Raw genomic sequence first — 19791 nt, forward strand, 5'->3', positions numbered from 1 at the left:
ACTACCGAACCTCCTGCAGGGTCTTCACCATCGCGTTGGCCACCGCCGTGTGCCCGTCCCAGCCCCAGTGGATGCCGTCCGGGTTCGCCTCGCCGGAGAAGATGTTGTCGCGCACCGCTTCACCGAGGTCGACCAGCGGCACCGAGGTCCGGCCCGACCAGGCGCGCAGTGCCTCGACGGCCCGAGGCCTACCGGAGTGCACGCGACCGTAGGCCGCGCAGTCGTGCACCGACGGCAGTACCGCGACAACGGGCAGGCCGGGGCGTAACTGTGCCAGCGCCGTGCGGGACTGTTCCAGATAGTCGACGCTCACCTTCGGCGGAAGCGCCACCGGCCTGCCGAGTTTCGACAGTTTGGGCTGCAACCAGTTGTAGGTGGCGCGCACGACGCGGCGCAGAGCAGGCGGGCGCACGTAGCGGATCAGCTCGCGCAGGGCGGTGGGCAGCGGCGAGGGCAGCGTGTCCATACCGCCGACCGCGAAGACCACCGCACCCGCACGCGGCACCGCGGCCCACACCCGGGGATCGCCGATCAGCGCCCAGTAGGCGTCGCGGCAGGTCCAGCCGATCCGCGCGACCAATTCGACGTCCCAATCGAGCTCGGCGGCAACCAGGTTCGGCCAGATGCGCGGATGGTCGGCGGGCAGTCCGCCCTTGGGCCCGAAGTAGGAGAGCGAGTCGGCGATCACCAGCAGCACCGGGCGCGCGGCTTCGCGTGTTTCGGCCGGCTCGGCGGCAAGGGATTCCGCATCGGCAGCAGCCGACTCGGACGCCGCGAGTTCGGCTTCCGCTGACACGGCGGGCCCGGTCGGCGCTGTGGCGGGTTCGATCACGGCGTCGGTGGGCGCGGAGATCGCGTCGGCCGCGGACCCGTCCGCCACCGATTCGCCGAGCACTGCTGCCGGCCCATCCGGCGCGACAGATTCGGCGAGGGCGTCGGCCGCGAGCTTGTCCGCAGCCGAAGCCACCGGTTCACCGGACTCTGCTGCGAATCCGATCGGTGCTGCGGCAACCGATTCCGCGATCGCCGCCACCGCGTTCATAGCAACCGGTTCGCCGGACTCCGCTGATCCATTCGGTGCTGCGGCGAAAGATTCGCCGTCCGCTGCCCCGGCTCCGTCCGCAGCCGAGGCCACCGATTCGCCGAGCGCTTCCGTCAACTCGGCAACCGGTTCCGAGGCGTCGCTCGTGATGGCGACGGGCGAGGTGTCGGCGGCGGCGTGCGGTCGCGGCTCCGCTCCGGCGACGATGCCGCCGGATACGTCGTCCTCCGCGTCGGATTCCCCGACGAACTCGGACCGGCCGTTGTTTTCCACGGCCGAGCCCGAGGCATCCTCGGACGTTGCCTCGGGTTCGCGGGCAGCCGGTGTCGGGCCGCCGAACAACGCGTCCGGCAACTGCCGTTCGGGCTTGGCCGACACCTTACGGAACAGTTCGTCGGGGACCGATCTGATCGGCTCTTCAGAGGACATCCGGTGCTACCTTCGCCGCCGCGTTCCACACATCCAGACGCCAGCCGGGCTGTTCGATGCTCGGGCCGTGACTGCTGAGCTGCACCCAGCTGGTGTTGGCCAGTCCTCCGAGGATCGGCCAGTTCTGCGGCGGCAGGTCGAGCAGCGCGGCCGTGAGGGCGGCGATCAGCCCGCCGTGCGCCACCAGGATGATAGTCCGGCCGGGCCAGTCCTGCCGCTCGACCAGCAACTCCCGTACCACCGGCAGCGACCGCGCACCGACCTCGAGTTTGCTCTCGCCGTTGGGCGGGGTGTAGTCCGCGTTCAGCCGCCACGTCATGCGCGCGCCCGGGTAGTCGGCGTCGACTTCCAGGTGGGTCAGGCCCTCCCAGTCGCCGAGGTTGGTCTCCCGCAACCTGGTGTCGGGCACGACGGTGAGGCCGGTGTGCTCGGCCAGTGCCGTCGCGGTGTCGAAGGCCCTGCGCAGGTCCGAGGAGTGGATTGCGATGGCGTTGCGCGAAACCAGTTCGCGTGCGGCCTCTTTGGCCTGTCTGCGACCGAGTTCGGTGAGATCGGTGTCGATCTGGCCTTGCATCCGGTCGTCGGCGTTCCATTCGGTTTGCCCGTGGCGCAACAGGATCAAGGTGCGCACGCCGGCATGTCTGCTCACGATCGCGCCTCGTCCTCCGTCGCCGCCGAGCGTGTCTCCGGAGGCCCGGTGAGGCCGGTGACCGGCACGACGGGGCAGTCCTTCCACAAACGTTCCAGCGCATAGAAATTGCGCTCGTCGTTGTGCTGGATGTGCACGACGACGTCGACGTAGTCCAGCAGCGCCCAGCGACCTTCGCGGGTGCCCTCGCGCCGGACCGGCTTGTGCCCGGCCGCGCGTAGCTTCTCCTCCACGTTGTCGACGATGGCGTTGACCTGGCGTTCGTTGGGCGCCGACGCGATCACGAAGCAGTCGGTGATCACCAGCTGCTCGGACACGTCGAGCACCACCACGTCCGACGCCAGCTTCTCGTCCGCGGCCAGCGCGGCGACCTGCGCGATCTCCACCGACTCCGTCGACGCCGTCATGCCCGCACCTCGCTGCGCTCGCTCACGCTCAGCTACCTTCCGCTGCTCCGGGCACATACAGGTGCCGCTTCGATATGTACTGCACCACGCCGTCGGGGACGAGGTACCACACCGGCCGGTTCTCGGCGGCGCGGCGACGGCATTCACTCGACGAGATAGCCAGCGCGGGGACCTCGATCATGGTCACCGCATCCGCCGGAAGATCCCGCAGGTGCTCTTGAAGGTGATCGATGTTCAGCTCGTACCCCGGACGGCTCACCCCGACGAACTTCGCCAGGTCGAACAGTTCCGCCCAATCCTGCCATGTCAGGATGCTGGCCAACGCGTCCGCACCGGTGATGAAGTACAGCTCGGCACCGGGATGCGCCGATTGCATCTCCCGCAGGGTGTCGACGGTGTAGGTCATCTTGCCGCGATCGATGTCCGCGCGGCTCACCGAGAACCGCGGATTGGACGCGGTCGCGATGACGGTCATCAGATACCGGTCCTCGGCCGGGCTGACCTGTTTGTGCGATTTCTGCCACGGTTGCCCGGTCGGGACGAAGATCACTTCGTCCAGGTCGAACCGGTGCGCGACCTCGCTGGCGGCGACCAGATGCCCGTGGTGGATGGGGTCGAACGTGCCGCCCATCACCCCGAGCTTGCGGCCGCGCCGACCTCTCTCGTGCATGACTGCCGAGCTTAACGGGTCGCGCACGGCCCGCACGGGCCGGTCAGCGAGGGGCGGGCACCGAACTGTGGACACCCGCCCGCAGTCCGGTCCTCCGCAGGCCTCAGGCGCTGGTTTCCGGTACGCCGCCGATTCTCAGCATGCCAGCCAGTTGTTCGCGGGTGTGCGCGAGTTCCTCCGCCGCCTCGGCCGACCGTTCGGCCAGCACGGTCAGCTCGGCGGTCAGCGTCCGCATGGAGGTGAGCCAGGGTTCGGGATCGGCTCCGGGCGACACCTGGAGCCAGGCCGCCGACCGTAGGCAAGCCGCCCGCGCCGCCACCGCGCCCAGCCGGGCCCACAGCTCGGCGGCGCGATGGTAGGCCGCCACCGCCTCGTCGTCTTGCCCGCAGTGCTCGAGCGCGCCTGCGGCCGACCACGCCAGCTCGGCGTGCAGCTTCGTCCGTTCCCGATCGTGCTCGACCAGACGCGCCCCTTCGAGGAACTGCCGCGCGGCCTCGCGAGGGCGGCCGAGTGCGTCCAGGGAGCGGCCGAACTGCGCGCGCACCACCGCCAGTTCACCGGGCGGATACGGGATGGCGCCGCCGGCCAGCGCCTGTTCGAACAGGGCGACCGCCTCGCCGTGGCGCTCGGCGCGGTGGAACGCGCGCGCGGCGACCACGGTGTGGTGCAGCACGTCCGGTTCGGACAGTCCCTCCCAGCGCGCGGCGGCGCGCACCGCGGCGTCGGCCAGATCGAGCTCGCGGTCCGGCTGGCTGGCGATGGCGATGACCAGCTGCGCGCCGAGCCGGGCGGCCTCCTCCCCGGTCAGCACCGGCGTGCCGAGCGCAAGCGCTTCCCGCAGATGCGCTTCCGCCTCCTCGGGCGTATCGGCGAGCCGGGCGGCGCCGAGTTCGGCCAGCCTGCGCACCTCACCGGCTCGATCGCCGGAGAAGTCGTCGGCCGCCGGACCGCCGTCCGGCATGTGCGCGGCGCGAGGCAGCGTGCTGCGGACACCGAGCGGCAACCGCTCGAGCAGCGGCTCGGCGGCGAGCCGGGCGGCCGCGCGTAGGCTGACCGCGCTGTTGCCGTTGCGGGCGTCGTAGCGGGCGCACAGCGCGCCGATCTCGGTTTCCAGCCTCGCGCGCACCGATTCCACCGTCCCGTCCGCCAGCGGGAGATCGCCCAGTCGCAGCGCGACCAGCCTGCGCAGCAGCACGCACACACCGGTCGCGAACGCGAGCCGCGCGCCCGCGTCGGCGCCGGAATCGGCCAGCCAGCTCGCGTGTTCGGCGAGGATCTCCAGCCCGCGCGCCTCGTTGCCGGTCAGCGCGCAGAATTCCACGTGCAACGCCACCGACGGACGCAGGTCCTCGGTGTGCCGGACCAGTGGGTATCCGGTCAGGTGCGCGCCGCGCGCGGCCGCGACGCGCCCGGTGCGCACCAGCGGGAGCAAGGCCTCGGCCAGCACGCGGTGCGGTTCCTCGGCACACGACCGGTCGCCGTCGAGCACGGGTTTCCACTGCGCGAGCCCGGCCTCGTCGTCGCCGAGGTACACGCTCGTCACACCCCACTCGCTGCGCTCACAGGCGTCGCAGTCGGACATGCTGTCGCGCGCGGCGGCCTTGGCCTGCGCCAGCCACGCGGCGGCGGCCGCGGTGTCACCGATCTCGCGAGCGAGTTCGGAGCGCAGCGCCAGCACCGGGCGAAGGCTGTAGCCGCGCTGCCGGTAGCGGTTGTCCAGCTCGTCGAACCAGCGATCGATCGTGGCCAGCGGTATCGCGGGATTGTCGATCATGCCCCAGGTCATCCATTTCAGGTACCAGTGCACCGAATGCGTCATCGGGCCCAATTCGGCGGGATGATCGTCGTAGACGCGCAGCAACCTGCCGTAGACGACGGGCACCAGATCGCGTTCGCCCGCGTAGGTGTAGGACTGCGCCAGCTCCAGCAGCACCCTGCCTTCGAGCGCGCGATCCGTACCGGTTTTCGCGGCCGCGGCCAGGGTCTCCAGTCGCTCGGTCCGCGTCCGGCCGTGCGGCAGCGCGTAGATGTGCGCCAGTGCGGCGCTGATCTCGGCGGCGTCCATGCTCACTCCGTCTCTTCGCCGCGGTCGGCGGCGCGTTGGGTGGCCCAGCCGAGGAATTCGCCGAAGGCGCGGTTGAGCAACGCCGTGTCGGCCGCGCTCAGCGGACGGTGGGTCATCAGCAGCGCTTGGCCGTAGAGCGATTCGACCGCGGTTCTCAGGAACGCCGGGTCGCCGATGCGGGACAATCTGCGCACGATCGGGCTGTGATGGTTGAGCACGAGCTGAGCACGCGGCGTCGTGACCGCCAACGCGCCGAGGATCTCGGCCCACAATTCGTCGGCGTCCTCGGCGGTCTGCGCCCTGGCGCGTTCGTTGCGGGCGGCGCGGCCGTCGAGGTAGAGCGCGGGCACCGTGACCGGGTGGAAGGCGCGCACGATCACATCGCACGCGAGCGGGTCGAGCACGGTCCGCGCCAGCGCCAGCACCGGGGCCAGCGCCAATTCCTCGCCGGGGTCGACCGGGTCGAGCGCCGCGGTGATCGCGCCGGCGTCCAGGTCCACCACCTCGACGCCGGGTAGCAGCCGGGGCAGCTGCGCGACCAGCTCGCGGTCGTAGGCGTAGCCACCGTTGACGACGCCGATCCCCTGCGCGGCGGCGGTGGCCGCCACCTGACGGAACTCCTCGACGGTCGCGGTCACCCGCACGGTGCGGTGGTTGCGGGTGAACTCGGTGAGCGGCACGCGCCCGTCGGTGGTCTCGAAATGCAGATGCGGCAGCATGATCCGCAGCAGGTCGGCCGAATGCCTGGCCATCGCCTTCACTCCGAGCGCGTGTACGGCCAGGAACGCGGCCAGCCGCTGAGGCTGTTCGGCGGCGATCTCGGTGAGCCAGTCCCGGATCCGATCGCCGAGCACCTCACGCACCACGGCGAGCCGCTCGTCCTCGTAGAGCCCCTCCCGCGACGCGGTGGGCCGCAGCGTGTCGGTGTCGATCACCCCGCGCACGAAGAACGCCCATTCCGGCAGTACGCCGCGCACCGCGTCGCCGAGCAGCATCCCCTTCAGGTACACCCGGTGCGCACTGCTGTCGGACGGGTTTCCAGGCTGGGACAGCACATAGGCGACACCGCCGACCCCGGCCGCACCGGCCTCGAGTTCGATGACGTCGAGCGGGGCGAAGCCCAGCGTCCGGCGCCCGTATTCCAGCAGGGCGGCCCTGCGCTGGTCCGCCGACGCGAACACGCGCCGCCAGACCGGGACACCCTCGGTGACCGTCGTCGCCCCTGCGTCCGACTCCACCGTCACCTCGTAGGGCAGCAGCGACCCGAACTCACGCGCCAGATCGGTCACCCGCCGCGGCTGGAACCACTCCCGCGCTCCCCCACGCGCGGTGAGCCATACGGAGGTGCCCGGCTCGGCGTAGTCCGCCGGGTCGAGCGCGCGCACCGAATAGGTACCGTCGGCCGAGGCCAGCCACTCGACGGGCGGCGCCGTCGGGTCGGTGGCCGATCGGCTGACCACTCGGATGGACTCGGTGACGGTGAAGCAGGCCAGCAGGCCGATCCCGAACTGCCCGAGGAATTCCCGTCGTGCGCCTTCGATGTCGTCGCGCTTGGACGAGCGGCCGATGGTGGCGAGGAACCGGTGGACGTCGGTCTCGGTCAAGCCGATGCCGGGATCGCTGATCCGCAGGGTGGTTTCGCCTACGGTGAGCCGAATCGCGGTGGGTGCCAGCGGATCCAGTCGGTTGCGAGCGGTGACCGCGTCCACAGCGTTCTGCAACAGCTCGCGGAGGTAGACCCGCGGGCTGGAGTAGAGGTGATGCGAGAGCAGATCGACTATGCCGCGCAGGTCGACCTGGAACGAATAGTTGTTGTGCACCGCCGCCGGATCGTGCGGCGTTCTGTTCACCATGGCCGCCGATCTTGTCGGCGCACGCCAAAGGTTCGCTTAACGAACCCTTTCGATCAGTGGCTCAGCAGCGCGGCATCGTCCATGCCGGTCTTTTACACCGGCAGCAGCCGCGAGACAACCGAGGTGAGCTGTTTGGCCGAGCGGCATTCGTGCATCTCGATCACGTCGCGATATTTGTCGGCGGCGGAGTCGCCGGAGCCCCACTGGCTGCGCGGTTCCGGATTGAGCCAGTGCGCGTGTTTGGCGACCTCGACCAGCGACCGTAGCGTGTTCAACTCGGGGTCACGATAGTTCGTGCGGGCGTCGCCGAGGATCAGCAGCGAGCTGCGGCTGGTGACGGCATCCGGGTAATCCCTGGCGAACCCGGCAAGCGCGTTGCCGTAGTCGGAGTGCCCGTCCAGCCCGACGACGCTCGCCTCACCGAAGATCCGGGCCATCGACCGATCCAGTTGGGTGTGCGGGTCGAAGAATCGGGTCACCTCGTCGATCTGGTCGACGAACGCGAAGATGCGCACCCGGGAGAACTGTTCGCGCAGCGCGCTCACCAGCAGCAGCGTGAAGTTGCTGAAGCCGGCCACCGAACCGGAGACGTCGCACAGCAGCACCAGTTCCGGGCGGCCCGGTCGCGGCTTGCGGTGCACCAGATCGATGGGCACCCCGCCGGTGGACATGGATGCGCGCAGGGTCCGGCGCAGGTCGATGGCACCGCGGCGGGCGTGCCTGCGGCGCGCGGCGAGGCGCGCGGCCAAGATGCGAGCCAAACGCTGGGTGCTGCGTTTGAGTTCGGAGAGTTCGGCTTCGGAGGCGCGCAGGAAATCGACTTCTTCGGCCTGGCGGGCCACGCCGTAGCTCGCCACACGTTCGCGGCCGATCCGCTCGGCGACCCGCCGCCTGGTCTCGGCCTCGACGGTCGCGCGGAAACCGGTGATGCGCTGGCGGACCGCGCGGCGGGCGATCTCGGCGTCGAACTCGCTCGCGTCCGGCCCGAGGGCCATACCCGCGAGGATCTTCGCCAGCAACGTCTGCGGCTGCACTTCTTTCAGCGCCTGATACGACGAGAAAGACGGGCCGCGGGCGGATTGGTACTGGCCCAGCTGCTCGACCAGCTGCGCGGCCAGCGCCTCCAACTGCGAGGTCGCCGACTCCTGCGCCAGCAGTTGCGCGAGCAGTTCGCGCAGGGCGGGGATGTCCACATCACCCGAGCGGGTGTGCGGGATCTCGATCTCGTCCTCCGCCGCGGCGCGTTCCCCGACGGCGACCGGGAACCACAGGTCGAACAGACCGTCGAAGGTCGCCCGGTGGGTGGTGCGCCGCAGCAACGAGCACGCCAGCCCTTCGCGCAGGACCTCGCGGTCCATCAGGTCGAGCACGGTCACCACACGGCCCGCGTCGACCGTCTCCGAGGGGCCGACCGGTATGCCGCGCGCCCGCAGCGCCTCCACGAAGCCGACCAGATGGCCCGGAATACCGTGCGGCGCGCGCAGCGACGCGACCTCGGCGGGGACCGACCCGGCCGCCACGGCTCAGGCCAGCTTCAGTTCGGCCAGCGCGCGCTGGTGGTCGCTCTGGTGTTTGAGGACCACACCGAGAGTGGCGCGAACGGTCGTGTCGTCCAGGTCACGCAGGCCCAGCGCCAGCAGCGTGCGGCCCCAGTCGATCGATTCGGCGACCGAGGGCAGCTTCTTCAACTGCATGCCGCGCAGTACGTGCACGATCCGCACCAGCTGCGCGGCGACGGCCGCCGACAGCTCCGGGACCCGGCTGGCCAGGATTCGCCGCTCCAGCTCCTCGTCCGGGAAGTCCAGGTGCAGATACAGGCAGCGGCGCTTGAGCGCCTCGGACAGCTCCCGCGTGGCGTTCGAGGTGAGTACCACGAACGGCTTGCGGCTGGCGGTGATCGTGCCCAGCTCCGGCACCGTCACCGCGAAATCGCTGAGCACCTCGAGCAACAGGCCCTCGATCTCGACGTCGGCCTTGTCGGTCTCGTCGATCAGCAGCACCGTGGGATCGGTGCGCCGGATCGCGGTCAGCAGCGGGCGCGACAGCAGGAATTCCTCGGTGAAGACGTCGGCCTTCGTCTCCTGCCAGTCGTTCTCACTGGAGGCCTGGATGCGCAGGATCTGCTTGGCGTGATTCCACTCGTACAGCGCGCGGGCCTCGTCGACGCCCTCGTAGCACTGCAACCGCACCAGCTCCGCGCCCGAGGTCTGCGCGACAGCGCGCGCCAGCTCGGTCTTGCCCACACCCGCCGGTCCCTCGATCAGCAGCGGCTTGCCCAGGCGATCGGCCAGGAACACCGAGGTGGCGGTGGCCTTGTCCGCCAGGTAGCCCGTGCTCGCCAACCGTTCGAGCACGTCTTCCACCGACGAGAAGACCGGCTCCTGTACTGCGCTCTCCGACACCACCCGGCACCTTTCTTCCGAACCATCCCCCACGCTACGGCAGCGCGGCGCGGACACCGACTCGGCATCGTCCGCGGCCGCCGCGCACACCGGTCAGACCGGCCACCGGTCAGACCGGCCGGATCTGCCCCTCGCCCCAGACGATCCACTTCGTCGAGGTCAGTTCCGGCAGGGCCATCGGACCGCGCGCGTGCAGTTTCTGGGTGGAGATGCCGATCTCGGCGCCGAAGCCGAACTGCTCGCCGTCGGTGAAGGCGGTGGAGGCGTTCACCATCACGGCGGCGGCGTCGACCCGGCCGGTGAACTCGCGCGCCGCGGCGAGGTCGCCGGTGACGATGGCCTCGGTGTGGCCGGTGCCCCAGGTGTTGATGTGCTCCACCGCCGCATCCAGGCCGTCGACGACCTTGAGCGCGATGTCCAGGGTGAGGTACTCCTCGCCCCAGTCCGCGTCGGTGGCCGGAACCTGGCCGGGGAGGTCACCGTGGATGGTGACCCCGGCCCGCTCCAGCGCGTCGGTGAGCCGCGGCAGCGCGGTGTCCGCGATGGCGGCGTCGATCAGCACGGTCTCGGCCGCGTTGCACACGCTGGGACGGCGGGTCTTGGCGTTGATCAGGATCCGCTCGGCCATGGCCAGATCGGCGGCGGCGTGCACGTAGACGTGGCAGTTGCCGGTGCCGGTCTCGATGGTGGGCACCTGCGCGTCGCGGACGACCGCGTTGATCAACCCGGCGCCGCCGCGCGGAATGACGACGTCGACCAGGCCGCGGGCCTGGATCAGATGGGTGACGCTGGACCGGTCCTCGCTCGGCAGCAGCTGCACGGCGTCGGCCGGGATATCTTGCGTGACAAGCGATTCGCGCAGCACCGTGACGAGCGCGGCGTTGGACCTCGCCGCCGAGGACGAGCCGCGCAGCAGGGCGGCGTTACCGGACTTGAGCGCGAGCCCGAACGCGTCGACGGTGACGTTCGGCCGGGCCTCGTACACCATGCCGACCACGCCGAGCGGCACGCGCACCTGCCTGATCTCCAGCCCGTTCGGCAGGGTCGAGCCGCGCACCACCACACCGACCGGATCGGGCAGCCCGGCCACCTGCCGCAACCCCGAGGCGATGCCGTCGATGCGCGGCTTGGTCAGCCGCAGCCGGTCCAGCAGCGACTCCTCGGTGCCCGCGGCCCGCGCCGCGGCGATGTCCTCGGCGTTGGCGGCCAGCACCCGATCGGCGGCGGCGAGCAGCGCGTCGGCGGCGGCGTGCAGTGCGTCGTTCTTCTGCGCGGTCGTCAGCTGGGCCAACGCCCGCGACGCGACCCTGGCCTTGCGCGCGGCCTCGTGCACCACCGCACGGACATCCGGTTGGGTGGTCGTTCCTACCGTCATGGGTACAGCCTACGCAAGGGGCGCAGTGCCGATCCCACCCGCTGGGCCGCGCCGACGCGGGCGCGCGGTCTGGTGCGCGGCCCGGGCCGGGCGACTACCGTCCGGCGATATGACGGTCGAACCGGACGCTCCCGCGATCGTGGTGCTCGGCAGCGTCAACATGGATCTGGTGACCACGACGGCGCGCAGGCCCGTGCCCGGCGAGACGGTCCTCGGCAGCGGCTTCGCCATGGTGCCGGGCGGGAAAGGCGCCAATCAGGCCATTGCCGCGCAGCGAGCGGGTGGCGCGGTCCGCTTCCTCGGAGCGGTCGGCGACGACGTCTTCGCGGGCGAACTGCGCGGCGCACTCACCGCCGCGGGGGTGTCGGCCGACCGGCTGCGCACCGTCGCCGGGCCGAGCGGCATCGCCACCATCGTGGTGGACGACGACGGCGAGAACAGCATCATCGTCGTCGGGGGCGCCAACGCGCGGATGACCGAGCTGACCGAGGACGACCTGACGGCGATCGCGGCCGCCGATATCTTGCTGTGCCAGTTGGAGATTCCGGTCGAAACGGTCGCGGCCGCCGCCCGCCACGCCCGTGCGCACGACACGACGGTGCTGCTGAACCCTTCGCCGGTGCGCCCCTCACCCGCCGAGCTGTGGTCGAATGTCGATGTCGCCGTGCTGAATTCGGTCGAGGCCGAACAACTGGGCGCGGCTCTCGACGCCGTCGCGCAGGTGGTCGTCACCCGCGGGGCGGCGGGCGCGGACTATCGCGGACCGGATGGCGCCCGCCTGTCCCGACCGAGCCCGCGGGTGGAGGTCGTCGACACCACCGGGGCGGGCGACGCGTTCACCGGTGCGTTGGCCGCGGCCTGGCATCGCGGCCCCGAATGGGCGCTGACCTGGGCGTGCGCAGCCGGAGCGCTGGCGACGACCCGGTTGGGCGCGAGCAGTTCGATCCCCGCCCGCGAGGAGATCACCGCCGCCCTGGCCGCGGAGTAACGGCGCGCGCCACGACGGCTCCCGCTGCGCCCGAGCCGATATCGTGAGGGCATGGCCACCACGCCGGATCGCATCCCCGCCGACGGCGACACCGCTCCGATTCACGGGGTCGACGCGTCCATGGTCGCCCTGAGCTTCGTGGACAACGCGGGCATCACGCGCGTGAAAGCCGTCCCGGCGAAGCGGCTGGATCGCGCGTCCCGGTACGGCGTCGGGGTGTCGCCGTGCTTCGAGACCTTCGCCTTCGACGACGTGATGGCGGTCGGGCGCTATCTCGGCGGCCCCGACGGCGATCTGCGGCTCATCCCGGATCTGGCCGGGCTGACCGAACTGGCCTGCCAGCCCGGCTGGGCGTGGGCGCCCACCGACAAATACACCCAGGACGGCACCCGTTTCGTCGCCTGCCAGCGCCACTTCGCGACACGCCAGACGGCTGCGGCGCAGGCCGCCGGACTGCGGTTGGCCATGGCCTTCGAGACCGAATGGGCAGTGGGCCGCGCCGACGGCACCGAGGGCTTCACACCGGCGATCCACGGCCCCGCTTACGGCATCGTGCGGCTCGGGCAGGTCGCCGAATACGCCGCCGACCTGGTCGCCGCGCTCGAACGGCAAGGTGTGGCGGTGGCGCAGTTCCATCCGGAATACGCGCTCGCGCAATTGGAGTTGTCGGTCGAACCGTCCGAGCCGGTCGCCGCCGCGGACCAGGCGGTGCTGGTCCGGCACACGATCCGTCAGATGAGCGCGCGGCACGGCTGGCGGGCGCTGCTCGCACCATGTATCGAGCCGGGCGGCGCCGGTTCCGGAGCGCACCTGCACCTGTCGGTGACCGACGAGGAGGGCCCCCTGTTCGCGGGCGGCGACGGCCCGCACGGCATGCGGCGGACCGGTGAGGCGTTCCTGGCGGGAGTATTGCGGGAACTGCCCGCGCTGGTCGCGGTCGGTGCGGGCAACCCGGCGAGCTTCCTGCGGCTGGCGCCGTCGCGCTGGGCGGGGGTCTGGCAGTGCTGGGGCCGCGAGACCAGAGAGGCCGCCCTGCGCTTCGTCACCGGAGTTCGCGGCACCGAGGGGTGGGCCGCCAACGCCGAGATCAAATGTCTCGACGCGACCGGTAATCCATACCTGATCGTCGGGTCGGTGATCGCGGCCGGGCTCGCCGGTGTGGCCGAACGCTTACGCCTTCCGGCCGAGATCACCGGGGATCCCGCGACTTTCGACGCTGAAGCACGCATGATGTCGGATGTGCGCCGCCTACCCACCACACCGGCCGAAGCCGCCGACCACCTCGCCGCGTCCGAGGTACTGGCCGACGCCATGGGCGCCGAACTGCACGACGCGCTGCTCACCGTGCGCCGCGCGGAGGCCGAGCGGTACGCCGCCGCGAGCGCCGAAGAGCTGGTCGCCTCGACTCGTTGGCGGTTCTGACAATGCTCACCGACGGGGTGCGGCTCACCGATCACCACTGCCACGGCGTCCACACCGGGAACCTGGACCGGCGCGGCTTCGAGCGCCTGCTCGGCGAGGGCGCGCACGGAAGTTTCGATTCCGCGATCGGGCTCGCGGTGCGCCGCTGGTGCGCTCCCGCGCTCGACTTGCCCGCCCATGTCAGCCCGGATGTCTACCTGCGTCATCGCGCCCGGCTCGGCGCCAGGGAGGTCGCCGCGCGACTGCTGCGTGCCACCGGCGTGACCCGGTGGTACCTGGACACCGGAATCGGCGGCGGCACGGCGGATTTCGCCGCCTTGGTGGACGGCGAGGTACGCGAGGTGATCCGGTTGGAGGAGGTGGCCGAGCGGGTCGTTGCCCAGGTCGGCGCGGTGTCCGGGGTCTACGAGCGGATCGAGGCGGAACTGCGCGCACGGGCCGCCCATGCCGTTGGATTGAAGACGATCGTCGCCTACCGGTGCGGTCTGGACTTCCCGGTGCGGGATCACCCGCCGACCAGCTTCGCGCCCGAACACCGGCTCACCGATCCGCACGTGCTCGGCTGGCTGGTCGGTCTCGGGGCGCGGATCGGCGCCGAGTTCGGTCTGCCCCTGCAATTCCACACCGGGTTCGGCGACCCCGATCTGCGCCTCCGGCACAGTGACCCGCTGCTGCTCACCGATTTCCTGCGCCGGACCGCGGGCACCGGGCTGTCGGTGATGCTGCTGCACTGCTGGCCCTTCCATCGCCATGCCGCCTACCTCGCGCACGTCTTCGATCACGTCCACATGGATCTCGGCCTGACCATTCCCTACGTCGGACAGCGGGCCGGAGCCGTGCTCGCCGAGACGCTGGAACTCGCCCCGTTCCGCGCGCTGTGCTACTCCTCGGACGGCTACGGGCTCCCGGAATTGCACTACCTCGGCGCCCTGCTCTGGCGGCGCGGGCTGGGCAAGCTCATCGACGAGTGGATCGCCGACGACGCGATCACCACCGCCGACGCCGAAGTGCTGGTCAACGCCATCGCCCACGGGAATGCCGAGCGCGTCTACCGGGCACGATTCGAACACCCCGTGGGCTGACCCTCCACCGTCCCGGTCGGTCGGATATTCGGGTGCGCCGGGTGCCGCCGATACCTACCGTTGACAGTGAAGACCAACGGAAGGATCGAGACCATGTTTCCCGTCGAGCTGCGCGGCACCAAGGCGCAGACGCTCATGTGGGCCCACGAGCACGAGGTCGAGCAGTCCGCGCTCCGGCAACTGCGCAACATCGCCGCGCTGAAATGGGTCCACGGCGTCCGCGTGATGCCTGACGTGCACCTCGGCAAGGGGGCCACGGTCGGATCGGTGATCGCGATGAAGGACGCGGTGTCGCCCGCCGCGGTCGGCGTGGACATCGGCTGCGGCATGGAGAGCGTGCGCACCGACCTCACCGCCGCGGATCTGCCCGACAACCTGCGGTCGCTGCGGTCGCGGATCGAGGCGGCGGTGCCCGTCGGCTTCCAGGCCCATCACGACGCCGTGGACGTCACCCGGCTCGGCTCCCAGGTCGCCGGGCTCGGCGCGAGCACTGCGACGCTGCGGGCGGGTTGGGAGCGTTTCTGGGGTTCGTTCGGCACGCTGGACGCCCGGGTACAGCCGCGCGAGTCCAAGGCGCGCAAGCAGATGGGCACGCTCGGCGGCGGCAACCACTTCATCGAGGTCTGCCTGGATCAGGAGCAGCGGGTGTGGATCCTGCTGCACTCCGGCAGCCGCAACATCGGCAAGGAACTCGCCGAGCGGCACATGGCGATCGCGCGCACGCTGCCGCACAACATCGATCTGCCCGACCGCGACCTGGCGGTCTTCGTCTCCGGCACGCCGGAGATGGAGGCCTACCGCCGCGACCTCACCTGGGCGCAGGAGTACGCGGCGCGCAACCGCGCGGTGATGCTCGCCCTGGTCTGCCGTGCGGTCGCCGCCGAATTCGCCGAGCGGGGAGTGCGTTTCGAACAGCCCATCAGCTGCCACCACAATTATGTGGCGGAGGAGCTGATCGACGGCGTGCCGATGCTGGTCACCCGCAAGGGCGCCGTGCGCGCGGGCGCAGGTGATCTCGCGCTGATCCCCGGCTCGATGGGTACTCGCTCCTACGTGGTGCGCGGCAAGGGGAATCCGGCCTCGTTCCAGTCGGCTTCGCACGGCGCGGGACGGCGGATGAGCCGCAACGCGGCCAAGAAGCAGTTCACCGTGGCCGATCTCATCGCCCAGACCGAGGGCGTCGAGTCACGCAAGGACGCGGGCGTGGTGGACGAGATCCCGGCCGCGTACAAGGACATCGACGCGGTCATCGAGGCACAGCGCGACCTGGTCGACGTGGTCGCGACGCTGCGTCAGGTGCTCTGCGTGAAGGGCTGACCGTCGCGGTCTGGATCCGCCGGCCGCTTCCTGGATACCATCGGGTATGCCTTGGCGGCCGTCCTTCTTCGCCCCCGCTCCGGGTTCCGACCCGGCAGCGGGGCCGCCGGAGATTCCCGGCGTGCGCCGGTCGGAGGTGACCGCCCGCGGCGTGCGTTTTCACGTCACCGAGGCGGGTCCGGCGGACGGACGCCCGGTGCTCGCGCTGCACGGCTGGCCCGAGCATCATTACGCCTACCGTCACCTGCTCGCCGATCCACCGGACGGGTTGCGGATCATCGCGCCCGATCTGCCCGGGTACGGCTGGTCGGGTCCCGCCCCACACCGGTGGGCCAAGGACGACGTCGCCTCCGACCTGCTCGCGTTGCTGGACGCGCTCGGCCTGGACCACGTCCTGCTGGCCGGCCACGACTGGGGCGGCTACATCGCCCACCTGCTCGTGCTGCGCGAGCCGGAGCGCTTCGACGCGCTGCTGGCGCTCAACATCGCCCACCCTTGGCAGACGCCGCGCGATTTCCTCCCGCACGCGTGGCGGTTCCTGCTCTACCAGCCCGCCGTCGCGGCGTTCGGCACCTACCTGCACCGGCATACCCGCTTCTTGGAGCAGTTCGTCTTCGCCGGCGCCGTACGCCATCGCGAGGCGTTCGGACCCGAGGTGATCCGGGCCTACGCGGACCGCTTCCGCGACCCCGTCTGTGCCCGCACGGCGACCGACACCTACCGCACCTTCCTGCTGCGCGAAGTCCCCCGATCGGCCGGGCGCGGCGAACAACGCCGAGCGCGGGTGCCGATCCTGGCCCTGTTCGGCGTCGAGGACGCGGCGATCCATCCGTCGCTCGCCTCCGCCGAAACCGCCCGCGCCGACGACTACCGGCTCGAACTGGTCCGCGACTGCGGCCACTTCATCATCGAGGAACGCCCGGACCTGGTCCGGGCCCGGCTGGCCGAGCTGGCGGCGGCGACCGCGCGTCCCGCTTGAGGTGCGACCGGCGGCGAGCCGGGCGCCGCGACCGCGTGGGAAGGATGCTCCCCCGGCGACTATGTGAAACTCGTGACAGAGCTGCGAGACCGCAGGTGACGACGGCATAGGAGAAACCTGCATGGTGCGCATCGGGGTCACCGGGCATACGAACTTCACGCCTGCCACCGAGCCGCTGGTGTCCGCCGTGATCGGCGAACTTCTCGCCGCGTATGCCGCCCCCGACCTGGTCGGCGTGAGCTGCCTCGCCCGCGGCGCCGACTCGATGTTCGCGAAAGCCGTCCTGGATGCCGGCGGACAGCTGGAAGTGGTGTTGCCGTCGCGGAACTACCGGGAAGCGCAGGTGCGGCCCGACCAGGCCGACCTTTTCGACGAACTGGTCGATCGCGCGGCGGCGGTACGGGTGATGGACTTCGACGACGCGGGGCTCGAGGCCTACGAAGCGGCGAACGAGACGATGCTGGCATCGTGTGATCGGCTGATCGCGGTGTGGGACGGCGCGGCCGGGCAGAGCGGCGGCACCGGATCCGTGGTCGCGCTCGCTCGCCGGCGTGACGTGCCGGTCGAGATCGTGTGGCCGGAAGGCGCCGCCCGGCTGACCCGGTAGTCGGCTAGCCCGGTGTGGCGGCGGTCGGGCGCGCGGCCACCTGTCGGAGTCGTCGGGCACGATGGAGCGCATGACCACGGCCACCGGCGCGTCTTCGATCGACCTCACCGCCCCCGACCTGCGCGAGCACGCCGAACAGCTGCTGCGCGAGCTGGCCGGTGCGGGCGCTCGGCTGCGGGAGGACCAGTGGACCGCGATCGAGGCGCTCGTCGTACAGCGGCGCAGGGCGCTGGTCGTGCAGCGCACCGGCTGGGGAAAGTCGGCGGTGTACTTCATCGCCGCGAAGCTGCTGCGCAGGGCGGGGCGCGGGCCGACGGTGATCGTGTCGCCGCTGCTCGCGCTGATGCGCAACCAGGTGGCGGCGGCGCAGCGCGCGGGGGTGGTCGCGGCGACCATCAACTCCGGCAACGTCACCGAGTGGGACGAGATCCACGCCGACGTCGCCGCGGGCGCGGTCGACGTGCTGCTGGTCAGCCCGGAGCGGTTGAACAACCCGGACTTCCGCGATCAGGTCCTGCCCCGGCTCGCCGCCGACGCCGGGCTGGTGGTGATCGACGAAGCGCACTGCGTCTCGGACTGGGGCCACGACTTCCGGCCGGATTACCGGCGCATCCGGACGCTGATCGCCGACCTCGGCTCCGACGTCCCGGTACTCGCGACCACCGCGACCGCCAACGATCGTGTGGTCACCGACGTCGCCACCCAGATCGGCACCGACACGCTGGTGCTGCGCGGCACGCTGGATCGCGAATCGCTCCACCTGTCGGTGGTCCGCTTCGACGACGCCGTGGAACGCACCGCCTGGCTCAGCGGCCATCTGCACCGGCTGCCCGGCTCCGGCATCGTCTACACGCTCACCGTCGCCGCCGCGCACGATCTCGCCGACGTCCTGAACTCGCACGGTCACACCGTCGCCGCCTACACCGGGCAGACCGACCCCGCAGAACGCGAGGCTCTGGAGGCGGCGCTGCTGAACAACGAGGTGAAGGCGCTCATCGCCACCTCCGCGCTGGGCATGGGCTTCGACAAACCCGACCTCGGGTTCGTGGTGCACGTCGGCGCGCCGTCCTCACCCATCGCCTACTACCAGCAGGTAGGACGCGCCGGGCGCGGTACCGACCGGGCCGAGGTGATCCTGCTCCCCGGCCCCGAGGACGCGCGCATCTGGAGTTACTTCGCCTCCGTCGCCTTCCCCCGTGAGCACATCGTGCGCGCCGTGCTCGACGCGCTGGACTCCGACCGCGCGTTGTCCACCGCGGCATTGGAGCCGCTGGTGGAGCTGAATCGCTCCCGGCTGGAGATGGTGCTGAAGGTGCTCGACGTGGACGGTGCGGTGCGCCGCGTGCGCGGCGGCTGGATCGCCACCGGCCGTCCGTGGACCTACGACACCGAGCGCTACGAGCGCCTGTCCATCGCCCGCGAGGCCGAACAGCGGGCCATGATCGACTACCAATCCACCACCGATTGCCGGATGGAATTCCTGCGCCGCCAGCTCGACGACCCGGGACTGTCCGCCGACGCGGCGGATTCGCCCGGCTGCGGCCGCTGCGACAACTGCACCGGCAGCCGCCCCGACCGCACCGTCGCCGCCGACGCGGTGGCCGCCACCAAGGCCCGGCTCGACCGCCCAGGCATCGATCTCGCGCCCCGCAAACAGTGGCCCACCGGCATGGCCAAGCTGGGAATCCCGTTGTCCGGCAAGATCGCCGGCGGCGCCGAGACCGGCCGCGTCCTCGGCAGGCTGACCGACCTGGGCTGGGGGCAGCGACTGCGCGCGCTGCTCGACGGCCCGGACGATCCGGTCCCCGACGCGGTCTTCGACGCCTGCGTCGCCGTGCTGCGCGAATGGGATTGGGCCACCCGCCCGAGGTCGGTGCTCGCCCTGGAATCCCCGCGCTATCCCGTGCTCACCGCCACCCTCGCCGCCCGGCTGGCCGAGGTCGGCCGCCTGCGGGACCTCGGCACCCTGCCCACCCGCCCCGACCGCCCACCCGTCTCGGCGGCCAACTCAGCACACCGCGTAGCCGGACTGTTCGACTCCTGGGAGATCCCCGACCTCACCGACGTGCCGGGCCCGATCCTGCTGGTCGACACCATCACCGACACCGGCTGGACCTTCACCGTCGCCGCTCACGCACTCCGAGCGGCCGGCGCCGACGCCATCCTCCCGTTCGCCCTGGCCACGCCGACATAGTCTGCGGACTTGGGCCGGTCTCCTACCTCCCCCACAGAGAGGGTCGCCCGCGCCGTCGAATTGTTCGCCACATATACGCTACGAAGCCCAGCGGCAATCCCACCGACGTAACGGCGGCACATCGAGGTGGCACGGCTACCGTCCTACGCGCCCCGCACCGGGGTGCTGTCCATCGTGGTCGGCGTCTTCTGCTTCCGCACGGCTACCGTCCTACGCGCCCCGCTCACCCCGACTCCCGGTTTCGAGCGAAGCGAGACCGAGCATTGCGCCGTTCGCGGCCCGGCTCGCGTTTGCGCGGCCGTCGCGTAGG

Annotated in this window: 17 protein-coding genes; 8 read left to right on the top strand and 9 right to left on the bottom strand. The window is 71.0% G+C overall.

Annotated elements, in window-relative coordinates; genetic code table 11:
• Position 1: 1 nt before the first annotated feature.
• The 9 genes from octT to NG1_RS30435 form a co-directional block, all read right to left on the bottom strand.
• Complete coding sequence (octT, locus tag NG1_RS30395) at positions 2-697, bottom strand: diglucosylglycerate octanoyltransferase (protein WP_062976586.1); 696 nt, start codon at positions 695-697, stop codon at positions 2-4.
• 763 nt (positions 698-1460) lie between these two features.
• A complete protein-coding gene (locus NG1_RS30400; RefSeq protein WP_373686184.1) occupies positions 1461-2120 on the bottom strand; it encodes a histidine phosphatase family protein in 660 nt (219 codons plus the stop codon).
• The gene (rsfS, locus tag NG1_RS30405) at positions 2117-2527 is read right to left on the bottom strand and encodes a ribosome silencing factor (protein ID WP_040865522.1); all 411 of its coding nucleotides are present in this window, start codon (positions 2525-2527) and stop codon (positions 2117-2119) included. The genes NG1_RS30400 and rsfS overlap by 4 nt, the downstream gene beginning before the upstream one ends.
• A gap of 28 nt (positions 2528-2555) precedes the next feature.
• Positions 2556-3197: a nicotinate-nucleotide adenylyltransferase gene (gene nadD, locus NG1_RS30410; RefSeq protein ID WP_084499312.1), complete on the bottom strand. Its 642-nt coding sequence runs from the start codon at positions 3195-3197 to the stop codon at positions 2556-2558.
• Between the two features lie 103 nt (positions 3198-3300).
• The gene (locus tag NG1_RS30415; protein WP_062976560.1) at positions 3301-5262 is read right to left on the bottom strand and encodes a hypothetical protein; all 1962 of its coding nucleotides are present in this window, start codon (positions 5260-5262) and stop codon (positions 3301-3303) included.
• A gap of 2 nt (positions 5263-5264) precedes the next feature.
• A complete protein-coding gene (locus tag NG1_RS30420; protein WP_062976569.1) occupies positions 5265-7115 on the bottom strand; it encodes an HSP90 family protein in 1851 nt (616 codons plus the stop codon).
• A gap of 92 nt (positions 7116-7207) precedes the next feature.
• Positions 7208-8635 carry a vWA domain-containing protein gene (locus tag NG1_RS30425; protein ID WP_062976571.1) on the bottom strand — a complete coding sequence of 476 codons (1428 nt, stop codon included), beginning with the start codon at positions 8633-8635 and terminating at the stop codon, positions 7208-7210.
• 3 nt (positions 8636-8638) lie between these two features.
• Complete coding sequence (locus NG1_RS30430) at positions 8639-9520, bottom strand: AAA family ATPase (RefSeq protein ID WP_040865516.1); 882 nt, start codon at positions 9518-9520, stop codon at positions 8639-8641.
• Between the two features lie 106 nt (positions 9521-9626).
• Positions 9627-10892, bottom strand: coding sequence for a glutamate-5-semialdehyde dehydrogenase (locus NG1_RS30435; protein ID WP_062976573.1), 1266 nt, complete (start codon positions 10890-10892; stop codon positions 9627-9629).
• A 109-nt stretch (positions 10893-11001) separates the two neighbouring features.
• On the opposite strand from NG1_RS30435, the gene NG1_RS30440 reads away from it, so the two are divergent.
• The 8 genes from NG1_RS30440 (at position 11002) to NG1_RS30475 (ending at position 19790) form a co-directional block, all read left to right on the top strand.
• The gene (locus NG1_RS30440) at positions 11002-11880 is read left to right on the top strand and encodes a ribokinase (RefSeq protein WP_062976574.1); all 879 of its coding nucleotides are present in this window, start codon (positions 11002-11004) and stop codon (positions 11878-11880) included.
• Positions 11881-11931: 51 nt separating this feature from the next.
• Positions 11932-13302 carry a type I glutamate--ammonia ligase gene (locus NG1_RS30445; RefSeq protein ID WP_062976576.1) on the top strand — a complete coding sequence of 457 codons (1371 nt, stop codon included), beginning with the start codon at positions 11932-11934 and terminating at the stop codon, positions 13300-13302.
• A complete protein-coding gene (locus tag NG1_RS30450; protein WP_245660129.1) occupies positions 13290-14384 on the top strand; it encodes an amidohydrolase family protein in 1095 nt (364 codons plus the stop codon). Before NG1_RS30445 ends, NG1_RS30450 begins: the two co-directional genes overlap by 13 nt.
• Before the next feature lie 93 nt (positions 14385-14477).
• Entirely contained in the window at positions 14478-15701 is a 1224-nt protein-coding gene (locus tag NG1_RS30455; protein WP_062976591.1) for an RtcB family protein, read from the top strand.
• A gap of 46 nt (positions 15702-15747) precedes the next feature.
• A complete protein-coding gene (locus NG1_RS30460) occupies positions 15748-16680 on the top strand; it encodes an alpha/beta fold hydrolase (protein WP_062976578.1) in 933 nt (310 codons plus the stop codon).
• Between the two features lie 121 nt (positions 16681-16801).
• A complete protein-coding gene (locus NG1_RS30465) occupies positions 16802-17287 on the top strand; it encodes a hypothetical protein (protein WP_174315478.1) in 486 nt (161 codons plus the stop codon).
• Between the two features lie 70 nt (positions 17288-17357).
• Positions 17358-19481 carry a RecQ family ATP-dependent DNA helicase gene (locus NG1_RS30470; protein WP_062976594.1) on the top strand — a complete coding sequence of 708 codons (2124 nt, stop codon included), beginning with the start codon at positions 17358-17360 and terminating at the stop codon, positions 19479-19481.
• A 126-nt stretch (positions 19482-19607) separates the two neighbouring features.
• Positions 19608-19790: a hypothetical protein gene (locus NG1_RS30475; RefSeq protein WP_062976579.1), complete on the top strand. Its 183-nt coding sequence runs from the start codon at positions 19608-19610 to the stop codon at positions 19788-19790.
• Position 19791: the final 1 nt, after the last annotated feature.

It is taken from the genome of Nocardia gamkensis NBRC 108242 (assembly GCF_001612985.1).
GTDB classification, from domain to species: Bacteria; Actinomycetota; Actinomycetes; order Mycobacteriales; family Mycobacteriaceae; genus Nocardia; species Nocardia gamkensis.